The sequence below is a fragment of the Klebsiella sp. 10-1 genome, from assembly GCF_009758445.1.
GTDB lineage: Bacteria > Pseudomonadota > Gammaproteobacteria > Enterobacterales > Enterobacteriaceae > Klebsiella > Klebsiella scottii.
The window spans coordinates 688,276-707,218 of sequence record NZ_WQRE01000002.1; the positions used below are offsets into that span (position 1 = coordinate 688,276).

The 18,943-nt window shown below is 55.8% G+C and carries 19 protein-coding genes and 1 other RNA gene; 14 read left to right on the forward strand and 6 right to left on the reverse strand.

Annotated features, from left to right (window positions below; genetic code table 11):
* Positions 1 to 7 precede the first annotated feature (7 nt).
* The gene (locus GO007_RS11355; protein ID WP_157349167.1) at positions 8 to 169 is read left to right on the forward strand and encodes a hypothetical protein; all 162 of its coding nucleotides are present in this window, start codon (positions 8 to 10) and stop codon (positions 167 to 169) included.
* Positions 170 to 863: 694 nt separating this feature from the next.
* On the opposite strand, the gene rnpB is transcribed toward GO007_RS11355, so the two are convergent.
* From rnpB to garP, 5 genes are all read right to left on the reverse strand, one after another.
* Positions 864 to 1,241, reverse strand: an RNA gene (rnpB, locus tag GO007_RS11360) — RNase P RNA component class A.
* Positions 1,242 to 1,273: 32 nt separating this feature from the next.
* The gene (gene garK / locus GO007_RS11365; protein ID WP_095099773.1) at positions 1,274 to 2,419 is read right to left on the reverse strand and encodes a glycerate 2-kinase; all 1,146 of its coding nucleotides are present in this window, start codon (positions 2,417 to 2,419) and stop codon (positions 1,274 to 1,276) included.
* A gap of 64 nt (positions 2,420 to 2,483) precedes the next feature.
* Positions 2,484 to 3,374, reverse strand: a complete 891-nt coding sequence (gene garR / locus GO007_RS11370; protein ID WP_095099778.1) for a 2-hydroxy-3-oxopropionate reductase — start codon at positions 3,372 to 3,374, stop codon at positions 2,484 to 2,486.
* 28 nt (positions 3,375 to 3,402) lie between these two features.
* Complete coding sequence (garL, locus tag GO007_RS11375) at positions 3,403 to 4,173, reverse strand: 2-dehydro-3-deoxyglucarate aldolase (RefSeq protein WP_095099781.1); 771 nt, start codon at positions 4,171 to 4,173, stop codon at positions 3,403 to 3,405.
* Between the two features lie 28 nt (positions 4,174 to 4,201).
* Positions 4,202 to 5,536 (reverse strand): galactarate/glucarate/glycerate transporter GarP, encoded by a 1,335-nt coding sequence (garP, locus tag GO007_RS11380; RefSeq protein ID WP_095099783.1) that lies wholly within the window; start codon positions 5,534 to 5,536, stop codon positions 4,202 to 4,204.
* A gap of 406 nt (positions 5,537 to 5,942) precedes the next feature.
* On the opposite strand from garP, the gene garD reads away from it, so the two are divergent.
* On the forward strand, positions 5,943 to 7,514 hold the full coding sequence (garD, locus tag GO007_RS11385) for a galactarate dehydratase (protein WP_095099786.1): 1,572 nt from the start codon (positions 5,943 to 5,945) through the stop codon (positions 7,512 to 7,514).
* Positions 7,515 to 7,570: 56 nt separating this feature from the next.
* On the opposite strand, the gene GO007_RS11390 is transcribed toward garD, so the two are convergent.
* Entirely contained in the window at positions 7,571 to 8,380 is an 810-nt protein-coding gene (locus tag GO007_RS11390; RefSeq protein WP_095099788.1) for a DeoR family transcriptional regulator, read from the reverse strand.
* 238 nt (positions 8,381 to 8,618) lie between these two features.
* Here GO007_RS11390 and kbaZ point away from each other — a divergent pair, with 238 nt between their 5' ends.
* From kbaZ to GO007_RS11450, 12 genes are all read left to right on the forward strand, one after another.
* Positions 8,619 to 9,926, forward strand: coding sequence for a tagatose-bisphosphate aldolase subunit KbaZ (gene kbaZ / locus GO007_RS11395; protein ID WP_095099791.1), 1,308 nt, complete (start codon positions 8,619 to 8,621; stop codon positions 9,924 to 9,926).
* A gap of 19 nt (positions 9,927 to 9,945) precedes the next feature.
* Complete coding sequence (gene agaV / locus GO007_RS11400) at positions 9,946 to 10,419, forward strand: PTS N-acetylgalactosamine transporter subunit IIB (protein WP_095099794.1); 474 nt, start codon at positions 9,946 to 9,948, stop codon at positions 10,417 to 10,419.
* Positions 10,420 to 10,429: 10 nt separating this feature from the next.
* Entirely contained in the window at positions 10,430 to 11,209 is a 780-nt protein-coding gene (gene agaW, locus GO007_RS11405) for a PTS N-acetylgalactosamine transporter subunit IIC (protein WP_095099797.1), read from the forward strand.
* Complete coding sequence (agaE, locus tag GO007_RS11410) at positions 11,199 to 12,077, forward strand: PTS N-acetylgalactosamine transporter subunit IID (protein WP_095099800.1); 879 nt, start codon at positions 11,199 to 11,201, stop codon at positions 12,075 to 12,077. The genes agaW and agaE overlap by 11 nt, the downstream gene beginning before the upstream one ends.
* 17 nt (positions 12,078 to 12,094) lie before the next feature.
* Positions 12,095 to 12,529, forward strand: a complete 435-nt coding sequence (gene agaF / locus GO007_RS11415) for a PTS galactosamine/N-acetylgalactosamine transporter subunit IIA (RefSeq protein ID WP_095099803.1) — start codon at positions 12,095 to 12,097, stop codon at positions 12,527 to 12,529.
* A complete protein-coding gene (nagA, locus tag GO007_RS11420) occupies positions 12,526 to 13,659 on the forward strand; it encodes an N-acetylglucosamine-6-phosphate deacetylase (RefSeq protein ID WP_095099806.1) in 1,134 nt (377 codons plus the stop codon). Before agaF ends, nagA begins: the two co-directional genes overlap by 4 nt.
* A 301-nt stretch (positions 13,660 to 13,960) precedes the next feature.
* Positions 13,961 to 15,115, forward strand: coding sequence for an SIS domain-containing protein (locus GO007_RS11425; protein ID WP_095099809.1), 1,155 nt, complete (start codon positions 13,961 to 13,963; stop codon positions 15,113 to 15,115).
* 12 nt (positions 15,116 to 15,127) lie between these two features.
* A complete protein-coding gene (gene kbaY, locus GO007_RS11430) occupies positions 15,128 to 16,006 on the forward strand; it encodes a tagatose-bisphosphate aldolase subunit KbaY (RefSeq protein WP_095099812.1) in 879 nt (292 codons plus the stop codon).
* A gap of 66 nt (positions 16,007 to 16,072) precedes the next feature.
* Positions 16,073 to 16,549, forward strand: a complete 477-nt coding sequence (agaB, locus tag GO007_RS11435; protein WP_095099814.1) for a PTS galactosamine transporter subunit IIB — start codon at positions 16,073 to 16,075, stop codon at positions 16,547 to 16,549.
* Positions 16,550 to 16,601: 52 nt separating this feature from the next.
* The gene (gene agaC, locus GO007_RS11440; protein ID WP_095099818.1) at positions 16,602 to 17,405 is read left to right on the forward strand and encodes a PTS galactosamine transporter subunit IIC; all 804 of its coding nucleotides are present in this window, start codon (positions 16,602 to 16,604) and stop codon (positions 17,403 to 17,405) included.
* Positions 17,395 to 18,186, forward strand: a complete 792-nt coding sequence (gene agaD, locus GO007_RS11445) for a PTS galactosamine transporter subunit IID (protein ID WP_095099821.1) — start codon at positions 17,395 to 17,397, stop codon at positions 18,184 to 18,186. Before agaC ends, agaD begins: the two co-directional genes overlap by 11 nt.
* Positions 18,187 to 18,897 (forward strand): galactosamine-6-phosphate isomerase, encoded by a 711-nt coding sequence (locus GO007_RS11450; protein WP_095099825.1) that lies wholly within the window; start codon positions 18,187 to 18,189, stop codon positions 18,895 to 18,897. It abuts the gene before it with no gap.
* The last annotated feature ends 46 nt before the right edge of the window (positions 18,898 to 18,943 follow it).

Consider the following 18,943-nt stretch of genomic DNA (forward strand, 5'->3'; position numbering starts at 1 on the left):
CTTATCAGTGAGTAAGAAAAAATCGAAGAAGAGCGCATCGCCGATTCAGCCGACCTTGCCGGAAACAACAAACGTCGTCAGCTTTGGCTACGAAGAGATGCTAAGCGAGCTGGAGGCTATCGTCGCCGATGCGGAGATACGACTTCAGGATGAAGAAAAAGTCGCCTGATACCCAAAATCGGCTCCTGCCGGGGCCGATGCCGCTTCATCCCGCCTGACCAGGCCATTTTGACCTCCGCCGTGCGGCTTTGTTTTCATAAAGAGCGTCGTGGACAGTCATTCATCCGTGCAGAAAGCACAAAACCCGCCGGAGCGGGGTTCCTGAATAAAGTTGAAGCTGACCGATAAGCCGCGTTCTTTTCATGGAAAGCGTCGTGGACAGTCATTCATCCGTGCAGAAAGCACAAAACCCGCCGGAGCGGGGTTCCTGAATAAAGTTGAAGCTGACCGATAAGCCGCGTTCTTTTCATGGAAAGCGTCGTGGACAGTCATTCATCCGTGCAGAAAGCACAAAACCCGCCGGAGCGGGGTTCCTGAATAAAGTTGAAGCTGACCGATAAGCCGCGTTCTTTTCATGGAAAGCGTCGTGGACAGTCATTCATCCGTGCAGAAAGCACAAAACCCCGCCGAAGCGGGGTTCCTGAATAAAGTTGAAGCTGACCGATAAGCCGCGTTCTTTTCATGGAAAGCGTCGTGGACAGTCATTCATCCGTGCAGAAAGCACAAAACCCCGCCGAAGCGGGGTTCCTGAATTAAGTTGAAGCTGACCGATAAGCCGCGTTCTTTTCATGGAAAGCGTCGTGGACAGTCATTCATCCGCGCAGAAAGCACAAAACCCGCCGGAGCGGGTTTGGTGTCGAATGAGTTGAAGCTGACCGATAAGCCGGGTTCTGTCGTGGACAGTCATTCATCTAGGCCAGCAATCGCTCACTGGCTCAAGCAGCCTACCCGGGTTCAGTACGGGCCGTACCTTATGAACCCCTATTTGGCCTTGCTCCGGGTGGAGTTTACCGTGCCGCGAACTGTTACCAGCCGCGCGGTGCGCTCTTACCGCACCCTTTCACCCTTACCTGATCCCGCTTGCGCGGGCCATCGGCGGTTTGCTCTCTGTTGCACTGGTCGTGGGTTTCCCCCCCAGGCGTTACCTGGCACCCTGCCCTATGGAGCCCGGACTTTCCTCCCCTCCGCCCGTCTCCCCCGAAGGAGGACGACGACGAAGCGGCGACTGTCTGGTCAGCTTCGGCGCGAAGTATAGAGGGTTTGCCGCCGGTTGTCATCCCTCCATCGCCATCCCGGCCCGCAATGTCGCGGCGATATTGCGCGACGCGCGATAAATATTGTCCGATGCCCCGCGAAACGCCTCTTCCAGCGTTGTAATGTTGGTCAGCACGCTGAATACCGCATCGATGCCAAACTGATGCACCACGCCAACGTCGCGGGTCAGGCTACCGGCAATACCAATCACCGGCTTATGGTATTTTTTCGCCACGCTCGCCACGCCGACCGGCACCTTGCCATGAATACTTTGGCTATCAAGCCGCCCTTCGCCGGTCACCACCAGCGAGCAGTCGAGAATATGCTCTTCCAGATTCAGCGCCTGGGTGACAATCTCGACCCCACTGCGCAGTTCGGCATTCAGGAACGCCATCAGCGCGGCCCCCATACCTCCGGCGGCGCCGGCTCCCGCCACCTGTTTCACGTCCACGCGCAAATCCGTTTTTATCACATCGGCATAGTGTTCAAGATTGCGATCCAGCTCAAGGATCATCGCTTCGGTCGCTCCCTTCTGCGGGCCAAAAATACGCGAGGCGCCCACATCACCAGTCAGCGGATTGGTCACGTCGCAGGCTACGCGGATCGCACACTCCTGAAGCCGGGCGTCCAGACCGCGGAGATCGATGGCATTCAGGCTGGCGAGGCTCCCGCCGCCGTTGCCAATCTCGCTGCCGTTAGCATCGCGGAGGCTGGCTCCTAGCGCCTGCACCATGCCAGCGCCGCCATCGTTAGTGGCGCTGCCGCCGATGCCGATAATGATATTTTTCGCCCCATGATCCAGCGCCTGGAGAATCAGCTCGCCGGTCCCGCGCGATGTCGTCAGCAGCGGGTTGCGCAGCGCCGGCGGAACCAGACCCAGTCCGCTGGCGGCCGCCATCTCGATAAACGCCGTTTTACCGTCGCCGGACATTCCCCAACTGGCATTCACCTTTTCACCTAACGGCCCCGTAACCAGAGCGGTATATTCAGAACCCTGCGTGGCGGCAATCATGGCCTCAACGGTGCCTTCACCACCGTCTGCAACCGGAACGGAAACATACTCTGCATCGGGGAAAATTTCCCGAAATCCTTTTTCTATCGCCTGAGCTACCTCAATGGCAGAAAGGCTTTCTTTATAAGAGTCTGGGGCGATTACGATTTTCATAGTTATGTAGCCTGACAGTGCCGCGCAAGGCAAGAATTACAGGGCGCGTTTCGCGCCCTTCTTGTTAGCGAGTGACTTCCACTTTCGCCAGTTTTTCGTAATAGCATGCCAGCGCGCTGTGGTCGGCGGTACCCAGACCATCGGCACGCAGCGCCTGCATCATTTCCATCACCGCCGCCGTCAGCGGCAGCTGAGCGCCCACGCCGTGGGACGTATCCAGCGCATTGGCCAGATCCTTAATATGCAGGTCGATGCGGAAACCCGGCTTGAAGTTACGATCCATGACCATCGGCGCTTTCGCATCCAGCACGGTGCTCCCCGCCAGGCCGCCGCGGATAGCCTGATACACCAGATCCGGATTGACGCCCGCTTTGGTGGCCAGGGTCAGGGCTTCAGACATCGCGGCAATATTCAGCGCGACGATCACCTGGTTGGCCAGCTTCGTCACGTTACCTGCCCCTACTTCGCCGGTGTGCACGACCGAACCGGCCATCGTCTTCATCAGGTCGTAGTATTTATCGAAGATAGCCTTATCACCGCCAACCATCACCGACAGCGTGCCGTCGATCGCCTTCGGCTCGCCGCCGCTTACCGGCGCGTCGAGCATATCCACGCCCTTCGCTTTCAGCGCTTCGCTGATTTCGCGGCTGGCCAGCGGCGCGATGGAGCTCATATCAATCAGTACGGTACCCGGCTTCGCGCCGTCAATAATGCCGTTTTCACCCAGCGCCACTTCTTTCACATGCGGGGAGTTCGGCAGCATCGTGATAATCACATCGCACTGTTCGGCAATAGCCTTTGCCGTTGCCGCTGTTTCTGCCCCGGCAGCAATCGCTTCGGCAACCGCTTCAGGATTACGGTCGGAGACCACCAGCGAGTAACCGGCTTTCAGCAAGTTTTTGCTCATAGGCTTGCCCATGATGCCCAGGCCAATAAAACCAACTTTCATCGTCATAACGTTCTCTCTCTTTTGATCCCGAGGGTTATTTTTTAAAAGAATCCGCAAGCTTCTGCGTGGCGGAGCGGAATGCGCCCAAATCGCTGCCGACGGCAACAAAGGTTGCGCCCCATTCCAGATAGCGACGCGCATCGGCCTCTACCGGCGCCAGAATTCCGCTCGGCTTACCGTGCTTTTTCGCACTCGCAAAAATTTGCTGAATAGCGCGCTGAACCTCAGGGTGTGAGGCATTGCCCAGATGGCCTAACGCCGCGGCGAGGTCGCTTGGGCCGACAAAAATGCCGTCAACGCCTTCGGTTGCCGCGATGGCATCGACGTTATCTACGCCCTGCTGGCTTTCAATCTGTACAAGAATGGTGATGTTTTTGTTTGATTGCGCGAAGTAATCCGGCACGGTGCCAAACATGTTGGCGCGGTGAGAAACGGACACCCCGCGGATGCCTTCCGGCGGATAGCGGGTGGAGGCCACGGCGTTAACCGCCTCTTCTTTACTTTCAACAAAAGGGATCAGGAAGTTATAAAAACCGATATCCAGCAGGCGCTTAATGATAACCGGCTCGTTGGTCGGGACCCGGACAACCGCAGCGCTGGAGCTGCCCTTCAGGGCCATCAGCTGTGGAATAAAGGTCGTAATATCGTTTGGCGCATGCTCGCCATCCAGCACCAGCCAGTCAAAGCCCGCCAGGCCTAATACTTCGGTGCTAACGGGGCTGGCCAGCGCGGACCAGCAGCCAATCTGAACCTGATGAGCAGCCAGCGCCGCCTTGAATTTGTTCGGGAAGATATCGTTATTCATCGCTTATACCTTGTCACTTAACCGTGAATTATTTTTGCAATTCCATACGTTTGATGTCGCCAACAATGAAGAGGTAGCAAACCATCGCCATCAGAGCTGAACAACCGACAAACACCAGCGCTGCGTTAAATGAATGCAGTTCGCTGACCAGATAGCCGATGACCAGCGGAGTAACAATGGACGCCACGTTACCGAATACGTTGAAGACCCCGCCGCACAGACCAACAATCTCTTTCGGAGCGGTATCGGAAATCACCGGCCAACCGAGGGCACCAAAGCCTTTACCGAAGAACGCCAGCGCCATCAGGGTCACCACCAGCGCGGTGTTATCGGTGTAGTTACACAGAATAATGGTTGAGGCCAGCAGCATGCCGAGAACGATGGGCAGCTTACGAGCCAGAGTGATAGAAAAACCGCGCTTAATCAGATAGTCGGAGAACACGCCGCCCAGTACGCCGCCGGCGAAACCGCACAGCGCCGGGATGGATGCCACCAGCCCCACTTTCAGAATCGACATCCCCTTTTCCTGCACCAGGTAAATCGGGAACCAGGTGAGGAAGAACCAGGTGATGGTGTTGATAAAATATTGGCCAAAGAATACGCCCAGCATCATGCGGTTGGTTAACAGCTGCTTGATATAGTGGAGTTTAGGCCCGCTGGCCGCATTGCCGCCGGGCTTTTTATGGTCCATATCCACTACCGCGCCGTTGTCAGAGATAAACTTCAGCTCTTCTTTTGACATCCGCGGATGGTCGGTCGGGTTATGAATCAGCTTTGCCCACAGGCCGGTGAGGATAAAACCAATGACCCCCATAACGGTAAACACGTGCTCCCAGCCCCAGGCGAAGGTTAACCAGCCGAGCAGAGGCGAGAACAGCGCCAGTGAAAAATATTGTGCAGAGTTAAAGATAGCGGAGGCGGTACCGCGCTCTTTCGTCGGGAACCAGGCCGCGACGATACGGGCGTTAGCCGGAAATGATGGCGCTTCCGAAAAGCCCAGCATAAACCGCATAATGAACATCGAGATCCCGGCCCAGGCAAGCGGAAAGACGTCAACAAAGCCCTGCAGAAAGGTAAACAGCGACCAGAAGAACAGACTGTAGGTGTAGACTTTCTTCGAGCCAAACTTATCAAGCAGCCAGCCGCCGGGGATTTGCATCAGCAAATAGGCCCAGCCAAAGGCGGAGAAAATGTATCCCATCGACACGGCGCTGAGCTGAAGCTCTTTTGCTACTTCGGTTCCGGCAATGGAGAGCGTTGCGCGGTCGGCATAGTTAACGGCGGTGACGATAAATATTATCAGTAAAATTAAATATCGGGTGGGGAATCCCTTTTTTGTTGCTTCAACCGTATCAAGCATCATTTTATTTACCTCAGGTACTCGAGAAGTTATTTTATTATTATTTGAGCGTTACACTAAAGATGCCCTTCAAATAAAAACAAACATCAAATAGCAAATCTGGCGTAATGAAATCGTCATTCAGTATAAACAGCAGGCATCCGCCGTGCATTGTGCAAACGCACAATTAATTAGGTTAATATAAATATTACTTTAAACATATGCATATAATAATGGGCGCTGATGCACATATTTACGCTTTGATGCCGCTGCTGGCGCGGCTATCACGATAATGAGTGATCGCGGTCACATTCTTGATGGCGAACTCCTGACATTCTAATTCCACAATACTGAGAACATCCTCAATTAGATTCAAAATATATAGAGTTTATTATTTTATTATCCCCACCTGGCTGGAGAATACTGGACAATGGCCGACATCGAAATTAGACAAGAATCGCCCAGCGCGTTTTATATAAAAGTACATGACACCGATAATGTGGCAATTATTGTTAATGATAATGGTCTGAAAGCCGGGAGTCGTTTCCCGGACGGACTGGAGCTGATTGAACATATTCCTCAGGGCCATAAGGTGGCGCTGGTGGATATTCCCGTTCACGGCGAAATCATCCGCTATGGCGAAGTCATCGGCTACGCCGTTCGCGATATCGCGCGCGGCAGCTGGATTGACGAATCCACGGTAGAACTGCCCAGCGCGCCGCCGCTGAATACCCTGCCGCTGGCCACCAAAGTCCCGCAGGCGCTGCCCGCACTGGAAGGGTATACCTTTGAAGGCTATCGCAATGCCGACGGCAGCGTCGGGAGCAAGAATCTGCTCGGCATCACCACCAGCGTGCACTGCGTGGCTGGGGTTGTCGATTACGTGGTCAAAATCATCGAACGCGACCTGCTGCCGAAGTATCCGAACGTCGATGGCGTCGTGGGCCTGAATCACCTCTACGGCTGCGGCGTAGCCATCAACGCGCCGGCGGCCGTCGTGCCTATCCGCACCATCCACAATATCTCGTTGAACCCGAATTTTGGCGGCGAGGTGATGGTGGTTGGCCTGGGCTGTGAAAAGCTGCAGCCGGAGCGCCTGCTGCAGGGGACAGAAGATGTCCAGCCTGTCGCCGTGGACAGCGCCAGCATCGTGCGGCTGCAGGATGAACATCACGTTGGCTTTAAATCAATGGTCGACGATATTCTGCAGGTTGCGGAGCGTCACCTGGCGAAGCTCAACCAGCGCCAGCGCGAAACCTGTCCGGCTTCCGAGCTGGTGGTCGGCATGCAGTGCGGCGGCAGCGACGCGTTTTCCGGCGTCACCGCCAACCCGGCGGTTGGCTATGCCTCCGACCTGCTGATACGCTGCGGCGCGACGGTGATGTTCTCAGAGGTCACCGAAGTCCGTGACGCCATTCATCTGCTAACGCCACGCGCGGTGAACGAGGAGGTCGGTAAACGCCTGCTCGAAGAGATGGCCTGGTACGATAACTATCTCGACCTCGGTCAAACCGATCGCAGCGCCAACCCCTCTCCGGGGAATAAAAAGGGCGGCCTCGCCAACGTGGTGGAAAAGGCGCTGGGCTCTATCGCCAAATCGGGGAAAAGTGCGATTGTCGAGGTGCTGTCGCCGGGCCAGCGCCCGACGAAACGCGGGCTGATATTTGCCGCCACGCCCGCCAGCGATTTTGTTTGCGGTACCCAGCAGGTCGCATCAGGCATTACGGTTCAGGTATTCACCACCGGCCGCGGTACGCCATACGGCCTCGTCGCGGTGCCGGTCATAAAAATGGCAACCCGCACCGAGCTTGCGAACCGCTGGTATGACCTGATGGATATTAACGCTGGCACAATCGCCACCGGCGAAGAGAGTATCGAAGAGGTTGGCCTGAAGCTGTTTGAGTTTATTCTTGACGTCGCCAGCGGCCGGAAGAAAACCTTCTCAGATCAGTGGGGGCTGCATAACCAGCTGGCGGTGTTTAACCCGGCGCCGGTAACCTGATTTACCGCCGGACGGCGCAGCGTTGAGCCTCTCTCCTGCGAGGAGAGGGGCCACGTTTAGCCCTTCACCAGTCGCACATCAATGCCGCTCTTGCGCAGCCCTTCAAGGCTTTCGGTCGGGATGCCTTCATCAACGATAATCATATCAATCCGCTGAGTGTCGATAATCTTATGCAGGCTCGAACGATTAAATTTCGTTGAATCGGTCACGACAACGATCCGCTCCGCCACTTCGCACATCCGGCGATTCAGACGCGCTTCATCTTCATTATGGGTACTCACGCCGCGATCGAGATCGATGGCATCGACGCCAAGAAAAAGCATGTCAAAGTGGTAATTCTGTAGAGACTGCTCCGCCTGGTCGCCATAGAACGACTGCGACTGGCGGCGCAGGTGTCCCCCGGTCATCAGCAGCTCCACCCCTTCGGCATCCAGCAGCGCATTCGCCACGTTCATCCCGTTAGTCATGACTATCAAATCGGTATGCTGACGCAGCATACGGGCAATTTCATACGTTGTGGTGCCGGAGTCGAGAATAATCCGGTGCCCCGGTTGAATCAGTTCTACCGCCGCCTGCGCGATGCTGCGCTTCACCGCGGTATTGAGCGCGCTTTTATCTTCCACTGACGGCTCCGCAGCGGGCGTTGTACCGTCACAGATCAGCGCCCCGCCATAGGCGCGAACGGCGATGCCCTGCTTTTCCAGAAAGGCCAGATCGTTGCGAATCGTCACCGTCGAGACGCCATATAGCAGAGCAAGGTCGTTCACCTGCACGCTTCCCTGCTGCCGCAGCCGCTGGATAATTTGCTCGCGCCTCTCACTGGTGCCGCTGATGCGCTTATCTGCAGAAGAGTCGGTACTGCTCATAAGTATTCCTTTAGCTAAATCTTTCGTTTCATTTCGTTTTGCCTATTAACACCTTTCTTTTAGCGGAATGCAAGCCCCGCAACGCGCTACGGCGGTCCACATCCTGACGCTGAAACCTTTCATTATGTTTCTTTTGTGAAATAGATCGGAAAACTATTATCTTTCGTTTTATTTTTACAGCACCATGACGCAGTATTAAATGAAACAAAACGAAAGATTAATGTCATTACCATCCGAAATGGAGAGGAAAGTGAAACATCTTACAGAAATGGTGGCACAGCATAAACGAGGGAGTACAAGCGGAATTTATGCCGTCTGTTCCGCGCATCCGCTGGTACTTGAAGCGGCCATTCGTTACGCCCGGGCCCAGCAGGCTCCGCTGCTGATCGAAGCCACCTCCAATCAGGTGGATCAGTTCGGCGGCTATACCGGCATGACGCCCACTGATTTCCGCGGCTTTGTCTGCCAGCTCGCCAGCTCGCTCGATTTTCCCCAGTCGCAGCTGATCCTCGGCGGCGATCATCTCGGCCCTAACCGCTGGCAAAATCTGCCCGCAGCCCAGGCGATGGCCAATGCCGACGATCTCATTAAAAGCTACGTCGCAGCAGGCTTTAAGAAAATCCATCTCGATTGCAGCATGTCCTGCGAGGGCGATCCGCTGCCGTTAACCGATGAGATCGTTGCAGATCGCGCCGCCCGACTGGCAAAGATAGCCGAAGAGACCTGCCGTAAGCACTTTGGCGAATCCGACCTGGTCTACGTGATAGGCACCGAAGTGCCCGTCCCAGGCGGCGCCCATGAAACGCTTACCGAACTGCAGGTCACCACTCCTGACGCGGCGCGCGCGACGCTGGAAGCGCATCGCCATGCCTTTGCGCAGCGCGGGTTGACCAATATCTGGCCGCGCATTATCGGGCTGGTGGTCCAGCCCGGCGTCGAATTCGATCATATCAACGTTATCGACTATCAGCCGCAGAAAGCCGTAGCGCTGAGCGCAATGGTGGAAGCTTATGACACGCTGATATTTGAAGCCCACTCCACGGACTATCAGACGCCGCAGGCGCTTCGTCAGCTGGTGAAAGATCATTTTGCCATTCTGAAGGTCGGCCCGGCGCTCACCTTCGCCCTGCGTGAAGCGCTGTTCTCGCTGGCGGCAATAGAGGAAGAACTCCTGCCCGCGAAAGCGTGCTCCGGCCTGCGTCAGGTGCTGGAAAACGTGATGCTCGATCGCCCGGAATATTGGCAAAACCACTATCACGGCGACGGCAACGCGCGGCGCCTGGCGCGCGGATACAGCTACTCCGACCGCGTCCGCTACTACTGGCCGGACAGCCAGATCGATGAGGCGTTTGCACGCCTGGTGCGCAATCTTGCCGACTGGACGATTCCGCTGCCGCTCATCAGCCAGTATATGCCGTTGCAGTACACCAAAGTTCGCGAGGGCGATCTCAAGGCGGCACCGCGGGAGCTCATCATCGACCACATTCAGGACATACTGCAGCAGTACCACGCTGCCTGTAAGGGCGTTACGTCCCATAACGCATAACAACGAAGAGGAAAACGCGATGCCAAACATTGTCTTAAGTCGTATCGATGAACGTTTGATCCACGGTCAGGTGGGCGTCCAGTGGGTCGGGTTTGCGGGAGCGAACCTGGTGCTGGTGGCCAACGATGAGGTTGCTGAAGATTCGGTACAGCAAAATCTGATGGAGATGGTGCTGGCGGAGGGGATCGCCGTGCGCTTCTGGTCGCTGCAAAAAGTGATTGAAAATATCCACCGCGCCGCCGACAGGCAAAAAATTCTGCTGGTCTGTAAAACACCGGCTGACTTCCTCAGGCTGGTGGAGGGCGGAGTTCCCGTCACGCGTATCAACGTAGGAAATATGCACTACGCCAATGGCAAACAGCATATTGCCAAAACGGTTTCTGTAGACGCGAACGATATTGCCGCGTTTAACGGCCTCAAGGCCGCCGGGGTGGAATGCTTCGTTCAGGGCGTTCCAACAGAACCCGCTTTGGATCTCTTTAAACTACTCTGAGGGATTCATAATGGAAATCAGTCTGTTGCAGGCTTTTGCATTAGGTATTCTTGCCTTTATTGCCGGCCTGGATATGTTCAACGGGTTAACCCATATGCACCGTCCGGTGGTCCTCGGCCCGCTGGTGGGCCTGATTCTGGGCGATCTGCATACCGGTATTTTAACCGGCGGCACGCTGGAGCTGGTCTGGATGGGGCTGGCCCCGCTGGCGGGCGCCCAGCCGCCAAACGTGATTATCGGCACTATCGTCGGTACCACCTTTGCCATTACCACAGGCGTGAAGCCTGATGTCGCCGTCGGCGTCGCCGTCCCCTTCGCCGTCGCGGTACAGATGGGGATCACCTTCCTGTTCTCGGTGATGTCCGGCGTGATGTCCCGCTGCGACCGCATGGCGGCAAACGCCGATACCAGGGGTATTGAGCGAGTGAACTATCTGGCCCTGCTGGCGTTAGGGATCTTCTATTTTCTCTGCGCCTTCCTGCCTATCTTTTTCGGGGCGGAACATGCGAAAACCGCCATCGATGTGCTACCGGAGCGCCTGATTGACGGCCTCGGCGTGGCGGGCGGCATCATGCCGGCTATCGGCTTCGCCGTACTGCTGAAAATCATGATGAAAAACGTCTATATCCCCTACTTTATCATCGGCTTTGTCGCCGCAGCATGGCTGAAGCTACCGGTGCTGGCGATTGCCGCCGCGGCGCTGGCGATGGCGCTCATTGACCTGCTGCGCAAATCTCCGGAACCGGCTGCGCCGGCGGCACAGAAAGAGGAATTCGAAGATGGCATCTAATCAAACCACTCTGCCAGGCGTCTCCACCTCCGAAGAGACGCTGCTTTCCGGCGTAAATGAAAACGTCTACGAAGAGCAGACCCTCGGTGCGGAGCTGACGAAAAAAGATATTAACCGCGTCGCCTGGCGCTCTATGCTTCTGCAGGCCTCGTTCAACTACGAACGTATGCAGGCGTCCGGCTGGCTGTACGGCCTGCTGCCGGCGCTGAAAAAGATCCACACCAACAAACGCGACCTGGCACGCGCCATGAAAGGTCATATGGGGTTCTTCAACACCCACCCGTTCCTGGTGACCTTTGTCATCGGCATCATCCTTGCGATGGAGCGCTCCAAGCAGGACGTCAACAGCATCCAGAGCACTAAAATCGCCGTCGGCGCCCCGCTGGGCGGGATTGGCGATGCGATGTTCTGGCTGACGCTACTGCCGATTTGCGGCGGCATTGGCGCCAGCCTCGCGCTGCAAGGTTCTATCCTCGGCGCGGTGGTGTTTATTGTGCTGTTTAACGTGGTGCATCTCGGGTTGCGCTTTGGCCTTGCGCACTATGCTTATCGTATGGGCGTGGCGGCGATACCGTTAATTAAAGCCAATACCAAAAAGGTCGGGCACGCGGCGTCAATCGTCGGGATGACGGTGATTGGCGCGCTGGTGGCAACCTATGTTCGCCTCAGCACCACGCTGGAGATCACCGCAGGTGATGCGGTGGTGAAACTGCAAACGGATGTTATCGATAAGCTGATGCCGGCGTTTCTACCGCTGGTTTATACCCTGACCATGTTCTGGCTGGTGCGCCGCGGCTGGAGCCCGCTGCGACTCATCGCGCTCACCGTCGTACTGGGTGTCGTGGGTAAATTCTGCCACTTTCTGTAAATACAAAGAGGTATGCGATGTTAGGTATTATTTTGACGGGTCATGGCGGCTTTGCCAGCGGTATGGCAATGGCGATGAAACAGATACTGGGCGAGCAGTCGCAGTTTATCGCTATCGATTTTCCGGAAACCTCAACGACCGCACTGCTCACCTCACAGCTTGAGCAGGCGGTGAGCCAGCTGGACGCTGAAGACGATATCGTTTTTCTGACGGACCTGCTGGGCGGGACGCCGTTTCGCGTGGCCTCAACGCTGGCGATGCAAAAACCAGGGAGGGAAGTGATCACCGGCACCAATCTGCAGCTGCTGCTGGAAATGGTGCTGGAACGTGAGGGCCTGAACGGCGAGGCGTTTCGTCTGCAGGCGCTGGAGTGCGGGCACCGCGGGTTAACCAGCCTGGTCGACGAGCTCGCGCGCTGTCGCGAAGAGAAACCGGTAGAGGAAGGGATATGACGCAGATTCTGCGCGCCAGACGCCTGCTGACCGAGCAGGGCTGGCTTGCCGATCATCAGTTGCGTATAGAAGCTGGCGTCATCACCGCAGTCGAGCCGGTTCCCGCCGGCGTGACCGCTCGCGACGCCGATCTGCTTTGCCCGGCTTACATCGATATTCACGTCCACGGCGGCGCGGGTATTGATGTGATGGACGAAACACCGGACGCGCTCGACAGGCTGGCAATATATAAAGCGCGCGAGGGGGTCGGCGCCTGGCTGCCGACCACCGTCACCGCGCCGCTGCCGGCCATCCACGGCGCGCTGGAACGCATCGCCCGGCGAGTGCTTTCCGGTGGCCCCGGCGCGCAGGTGCTGGGCAGCTATCTGGAAGGGCCCTACTTCACTCCGCAGAATAAAGGCGCCCATCCGCCTGAGCTGTTCCGCGAGCTGGACGTCGCCGAGCTGGACTCCTTGATTACCTGCTCGCGACGAACCCTGCGGGTGGTGGCGCTGGCGCCGGAAAAGCCGGGGGCAATAGCGGCGATTCATCATCTTAAACGGCAGGGCGTGCGGGTGATGCTGGGCCATAGCGCCGCCACCTATGACCAGACCCGTGCCGCCTTCGCTGCCGGCGCCGACGGGCTGGTGCACTGCTACAACGGGATGAGCGGATTACATCACCGGGAACCGGGCATGGTCGGCGCCGGGTTCACCACGCCGCAGGCGTGGCTGGAGCTTATTGCCGACGGGCATCATGTCCATCCCGCCGCCATGCGTCTGTGTTGCTGCTGCGCCGGGCAACGCATTGTCCTGATCACCGATGCGATGCAGGCAGCCGGTATGCCCGATGGCCGCTATTCGCTCTGCGGCGAAGCGGTGGAGATGCGCGGCGGTATCGTACGAACGGCCTCCGGTAGCCTCGCAGGCAGTACGCTCTCGCTTGATGCGGCCGTTCGCAACATGGTCGAGCTGGCGGGTGCTGCGCCGGAAGATGCCATCCATATGGCTTCGCTGCACCCCGCCCGCCTGCTGGGTATCGACGACCGATTGGGATCGTTACGCACGGGGAAATGCGCGAATGTTATTGCGCTAAACGACAGGCTACACCTTCAGCAAATCTGGATTCAGGGCCAGGCTCTCCCCCTTTAGCCCTTTCATTATGTGTCATGTTGGCCTTCGCCCTCTGCGCGCAAGGCCTTTCTTTTTCTTGCGAAAATAGCGTCAATCCCCGCGATTATTTAATTAAAAAAATATATTTATCATATAGATATATAAATTCATTGCTTTTTGATCACAGTTTTCGTTTTATTTCTTATTTCTTTAATTGAACTTTCGATTTCTTTGCTATAAATTTTATTTAACTGATTACATGAATAAGTGAAACGAAACGAAAGATAGCGACAATTTTGCCAGCGTCTGATGTGGAATTCACACGACTAAGGACTGAGTTATGCCTGAAACCTATACCGCAACCTCCGCCGCGACCGGCACCTGGACAGAAGCCGAAATCCGTCAACAGCCCGCCAGCTGGCTCCGCTCGCTGACCAACATCGACAATCTCCGTTCGGCGATCGACGACTTCCTCGCGCCATTGCTGCGTAAAGACGATTTGCGAATTGTTCTGACGGGGGCAGGAACCTCCGCCTTTATCGGTGAGATCGTTTCGCCCTGGCTATCGCGTCACACCGGAAAAAACATCAGCGCGGTGCCAACGACCGATCTGGTAACCAATCCTATGGACTACCTGAACGCCGCGCACCCTCTGCTGCTGGTCTCCTTCGCCCGCTCCGGCAATAGCCCGGAGAGCGTCGCCGCCGTAGAGCTGGCCAATCAGTTCGTCCCGAACTGTTACCACCTGTCGATTACCTGTAATGAAGCCGGCAGCCTGTATCAAAACGCGGTAAACAGCGACAACGCCTTTGCGCTACTGATGCCGACAGAAACGCACGACCGCGGCTTCGCGATGACCAGCAGTATTACCACCATGATGGCGAGCTGCCTTGCGGTGTTCGCGCCCGAAGCGATCAACAGCAGGACCTTCCGCGACGTGGCGGATCGTTGTCAGACGATCCTCACCTCGCTCGGCGAATTTAGCGGCAGCGTATTTGGCAATGAGCCGTGGCGACGGATCGTCTATCTAGGCAGCGGCGGATTACAGGGTGCGGCGCGCGAATCGGCCCTCAAGGTCCTCGAGCTGACCGCCGGTAAACTGGCGGCGTTTTATGACTCCCCAACCGGCTTTCGTCACGGGCCGAAATCACTGGTGGATAACGAAACGCTGGTGGTGGTGTTTGTCTCCAGCCACCCGTACACGCGCCAGTACGACCTCGATCTGCTGGCTGAACTGCGTCGCGACAAACAGGCAATGCGCGTGGTGGCGATTGCCGCCGAAGCCGCAGCCCCTGTCACTGCGGGTCCGCACATCCTGCTGCCGCCTTCCCGCGCTTTTATCGATGTCGAGCAGGCTTTCTGCTTCCTGATGTATGCCCAGGCGTTCGCGCTCGCGCAGTCCATCAGCGTTGGCAATACCCCGGATACCCCTTCCGCCAGCGGTACGGTTAACCGCGTGGTGCAAGGCGTCGTCATTCACCCCTGGAATGCTTGAGAGGAGCGCATCATGAGCATTATTTCTACAAAATATCTTCTGCTGGATGCCCAGGCAAAAGGCTATGCGATACCTGCATTTAACATTCATAACGCCGAGACGATCCAGGCGATCCTCGAAGTCTGCAGCGAGATGCGATCGCCGGTGATCCTCGCCGGTACGCCGGGTACCTTCAAACATATCGCGCTGGAGGAGATCTACGCGCTGTGCAGCGCTTACTCCACCAGCTATGAGATGCCTCTGGCGCTGCATCTCGATCACCATGAAACGCTGGACGATATCCGCCGCAAGGTTAACGCCGGCGTGCGTAGCGCGATGATCGACGGTAGCCACTTCCCTTTCGATGAGAACGTGAAGCTGGTGAAATCGGTCGTGGATTTTTGCCACGCGCGCGATTGCAGCGTAGAGGCTGAACTCGGTCGCCTGGGCGGGGTGGAAGATGATATGAGCGTTGATGCTGAAAGCGCGTTTTTGACCGATCCGCAGGAAGCAAAACGCTTTGTTGAGCTGACGGGTGTTGATAGTCTCGCCGTAGCTATCGGTACCGCACATGGGCTCTATACCAAACGTCCAAAAATCGACTTCCAGCGCTTAGGCGAAATTCGTCAGGTGGTCGACGTTCCTCTGGTACTCCACGGTGCCAGCGATGTGCCTGATGAGTATGTGCGTCGCGCCATCGAACTCGGGGTCTGCAAAGTCAATGTGGCAACCGAGCTGAAAATCGCGTTTTCCGGTGCCGTAAAACAATGGTTTGGCGAACATCCTGATGGCAATGACCCGCGCTATTACATGCGTGTCGGGATGGACGCCATGAAAGAAGTGGTAAAAAGCAAAATCAACGTCTGCGGCTCAGCGAATAAATTAGTGACCTGTTCGCCATCCCTTTCGTAAATTGAACATAATTATATTATTTCAACAACGCGTAACTCGCAGCCTATATCGGCAGGAATTACTAATATGAGTACTCCAAATATTTTATTAACCCGTATTGATAACCGCCTGGTACATGGACAGGTTGGCGTCACATGGACATCAACCATTGGCGCTAACTTACTGATTGTCGTGGATGATGAAGTCGCAAATGACGATATACAGCAAAAGCTGATGGGCATTACCGCTGATACCTATGGCTTCGGCATTCGTTTTTTCTCTATCGAGAAAACAGTCGCGATCATTTCAAAGGCAGCCCCTCATCAAAAGATTTTTCTAATCTGCCGCACTCCGGCCATTGTCAGAAAGCTGATCGAAGGCGGCCTGTCGTTAAAAGATGTCAACGTAGGAAATATGCATTTCTCTGAGGGGAAAAAACAGATCAGCAGCAAGGTATATGTCGATGATCGTGATTTAGACGATCTACGATTTATCAAGCGCAGCGGCGTTAATCTATTTATTCAGGACGTTCCTGGTGATGCGAAAGAGGGCATTCCTGATTAATTGCAGAGTCTCGGTATTCTAATAGCTAAAGTCACCATTACGAGGCAACAAAATGCACGAAATTACACTCCTTCAGGGAATATCCCTGGCCGCGTTAGTTTTTGTTCTTGGGATAGATTTTTGGCTGGAAGCACTGTTCCTTTTTCGTCCGATTATTGTCTGTACCCTTACCGGAGCGATTCTTGGCGATATCCATATTGGTTTGATCACCGGCGGCCTCACCGAGCTGGCTTTTGCAGGCCTGACGCCTGCCGGAGGCGTGCAGCCGCCGAACCCTATTATGGCAGGCGTAATGACGACCGTCATCGCCTGGACAACCGGGGTGGACGCGAAAACCGCAATTGGTTTAGGTCTGCCGTTTAGCCTGCTGATGCAGTATGTCATTCTGTTTTTCTACTCGGCATTTTCACTCTTTATGTCAAAAGCCGATAAGTGCGCGAAAGAAGCTAATACGGCGGCATTCTCCCGTCTTAACTGGACCACAACGCTCATTGTCGCCTGCTCCTATGCGGTTATCGCCTTTCTCTGTACCTATCTTGCGCAGGGCGCGATGCAGGCGCTGGTAAAAGCCATGCCGGCCTGGCTGACGCATGGTTTTGAAGTCGCTGGCGGCATACTGCCCGCGGTAGGTTTTGGCCTGCTGCTGCGCGTCATGTTCAAAGCCCAATACATCCCTTACCTCATCGCCGGCTTCCTGTTCGTATGCTATATCCAGGTCAGTAACCTGCTGCCGGTTGCGGTATTAGGCGCCGGGTTTGCGGTCTATGAATTCTTTAATGCCAAAGCTAAAAATGCCGCCCAGGCGCAGGCGATAGCCCAGAAAAACGATGCAGAGGATTACAGCAATGGGATCTGAAATTAGTAAAAAAGACATTACTCGCCTGGGGTTTCGCTCCTCTCTGCTTCAGGCCAGCTTTAACTATGAGCGTATGCAGGCCGGTGGGTTTACGTGGGCAATGCTGCCGATCCTGAAGAAGATCTACAAAGGCGACAAAGAGGGCCTCAGCGCCGCCATGAAGGATCATCTGGAATTCATTAACACGCACCCGAACCTGGTAGGCTTCCTGATGGGTCTGCTGATTTCAATGGAAGAAAAAGGCGAAGACCGCAGCACCATCAAAGGGCTGAAAGTCGCGCTTTTCGGACCTATCGCCGGCATCGGCGACGCAATATTCTGGTTCACCCTGTTGCCGATTATGGCCGGGATCTGCTCCTCCTTCGCCAGCCAGGGCAACCTGCTGGGGCCTATTTTGTTCTTCGCGGTCTATCTTGCCATCTTCTTCCTGCGCGTGGGCTGGACGCATGTCGGCTATTCGGTGGGGATAAAAGCGATCGATAAGGTACGGGAAAACTCGCAGATGATCGCCCGTTCGGCGACGATACTTGGTATCACGGTAATTGGCGGCCTGATTGCGTCCTACGTGCATATTAACGTCGTCACCACCTTTGCCATCGACGCCACGCATAACGTTGCGCTGCAGCAGGACTTTTTCGACAAGGTGTTCCCAAACATCTTACCAATGGGCTATACCCTGCTGATGTATTACCTGCTGCGGGTGAAAAAAGCGCACCCTGTATTGCTGATTGCCGTCACCTTCGTGCTGGCGATTCTGGGTTCCGCGCTGGGGATTTTGTAAATGAGCAGGATGACGTTTCAGGAACTGAGCGATTACCGTGCGCTGAGCAAGGAGGTCAGCGAGCGATTGCTGGCGCTCATTAAGCGTAAGCCCGACGCGGTGATTTGTCTGGCGACGGGCGCGACGCCGCTGCTGGCCTATCAAATGTTTGTTGAAAAGGCGCTGGCACAAAAAGCGGATACCAGTCGGGTCATCTTCGTGAAGCTCGACGAATGGGTTGGCCTGTCAGCCGATAACCCGGCGACCTGCGAAGCGTTTTTGCAGCAGCATATTATCCTGCCGCTCGCCGTCACGCCCGATCGCTATATTGCGTTTGCTTCCGATAAGCCTGACGAACAGGAATGCCAACGGGTTGTTGAACAGATTGCACGGTGTGGCGGTTTAGACCTTTGCCTGTTGGGGATAGGTAAGAACGGCCATTTAGGGCTTAACGAACCGGACGACGTCCTGGAACCCGCCTGCCATATTACCTATCTCGATGAGCGTACCCGCCTGCACGATATGCTGAAACAGGCGTCAGCGCCCGTCGAGCAGGGGATCACCCTCGGTCTTAGGGATATTCTGGCGGCAAAAGAGGTGTTACTGCTGGTTGCAGGTGAGGGAAAACAGCAGGCGTTCGCCGCGTTCAGAGAAGGGAAAGTATCAACTCGCGTTCCGGCATCGTTCCTGTGGCTACACTCGCAGGCAACCTGTTTGTACTACGCAATGTAGGAGCAGCCGGGCGGAGCTGCTCCCGCCCGGCTTATTGAATACAGGG

Excerpts from the sequence above, each read along its gene's own strand:
- garK (WP_095099773.1), bottom strand. The coding sequence starts at position 2,419 with ATGAAAATCGTAATCGCCCCAGACTCTTATAAAGAAAGCCTTTCTGCC.
- garR (WP_095099778.1), bottom strand. The coding sequence starts at position 3,374 with ATGACGATGAAAGTTGGTTTTATTGGCCTGGGCATCATGGGCAAGCCT.
- garL (WP_095099781.1), bottom strand. The coding sequence starts at position 4,173 with ATGAATAACGATATCTTCCCGAACAAATTCAAGGCGGCGCTGGCTGCT.
- garP (WP_095099783.1), bottom strand. The coding sequence starts at position 5,536 with ATGATGCTTGATACGGTTGAAGCAACAAAAAAGGGATTCCCCACCCGA.
- garD (WP_095099786.1), top strand. The coding sequence starts at position 5,943 with ATGGCCGACATCGAAATTAGACAAGAATCGCCCAGCGCGTTTTATATA.
- GO007_RS11390 (WP_095099788.1), bottom strand. The coding sequence starts at position 8,380 with ATGAGCAGTACCGACTCTTCTGCAGATAAGCGCATCAGCGGCACCAGT.
- kbaZ (WP_095099791.1), top strand. The coding sequence starts at position 8,619 with ATGGAGAGGAAAGTGAAACATCTTACAGAAATGGTGGCACAGCATAAA.
- agaV (WP_095099794.1), top strand. The coding sequence starts at position 9,946 with ATGCCAAACATTGTCTTAAGTCGTATCGATGAACGTTTGATCCACGGT.
- agaW (WP_095099797.1), top strand. The coding sequence starts at position 10,430 with ATGGAAATCAGTCTGTTGCAGGCTTTTGCATTAGGTATTCTTGCCTTT.
- agaE (WP_095099800.1), top strand. The coding sequence starts at position 11,199 with ATGGCATCTAATCAAACCACTCTGCCAGGCGTCTCCACCTCCGAAGAG.
- agaF (WP_095099803.1), top strand. The coding sequence starts at position 12,095 with ATGTTAGGTATTATTTTGACGGGTCATGGCGGCTTTGCCAGCGGTATG.
- nagA (WP_095099806.1), top strand. The coding sequence starts at position 12,526 with ATGACGCAGATTCTGCGCGCCAGACGCCTGCTGACCGAGCAGGGCTGG.
- GO007_RS11425 (WP_095099809.1), top strand. The coding sequence starts at position 13,961 with ATGCCTGAAACCTATACCGCAACCTCCGCCGCGACCGGCACCTGGACA.
- kbaY (WP_095099812.1), top strand. The coding sequence starts at position 15,128 with ATGAGCATTATTTCTACAAAATATCTTCTGCTGGATGCCCAGGCAAAA.
- agaB (WP_095099814.1), top strand. The coding sequence starts at position 16,073 with ATGAGTACTCCAAATATTTTATTAACCCGTATTGATAACCGCCTGGTA.
- agaC (WP_095099818.1), top strand. The coding sequence starts at position 16,602 with ATGCACGAAATTACACTCCTTCAGGGAATATCCCTGGCCGCGTTAGTT.
- agaD (WP_095099821.1), top strand. The coding sequence starts at position 17,395 with ATGGGATCTGAAATTAGTAAAAAAGACATTACTCGCCTGGGGTTTCGC.
- GO007_RS11450 (WP_095099825.1), top strand. The coding sequence starts at position 18,187 with ATGAGCAGGATGACGTTTCAGGAACTGAGCGATTACCGTGCGCTGAGC.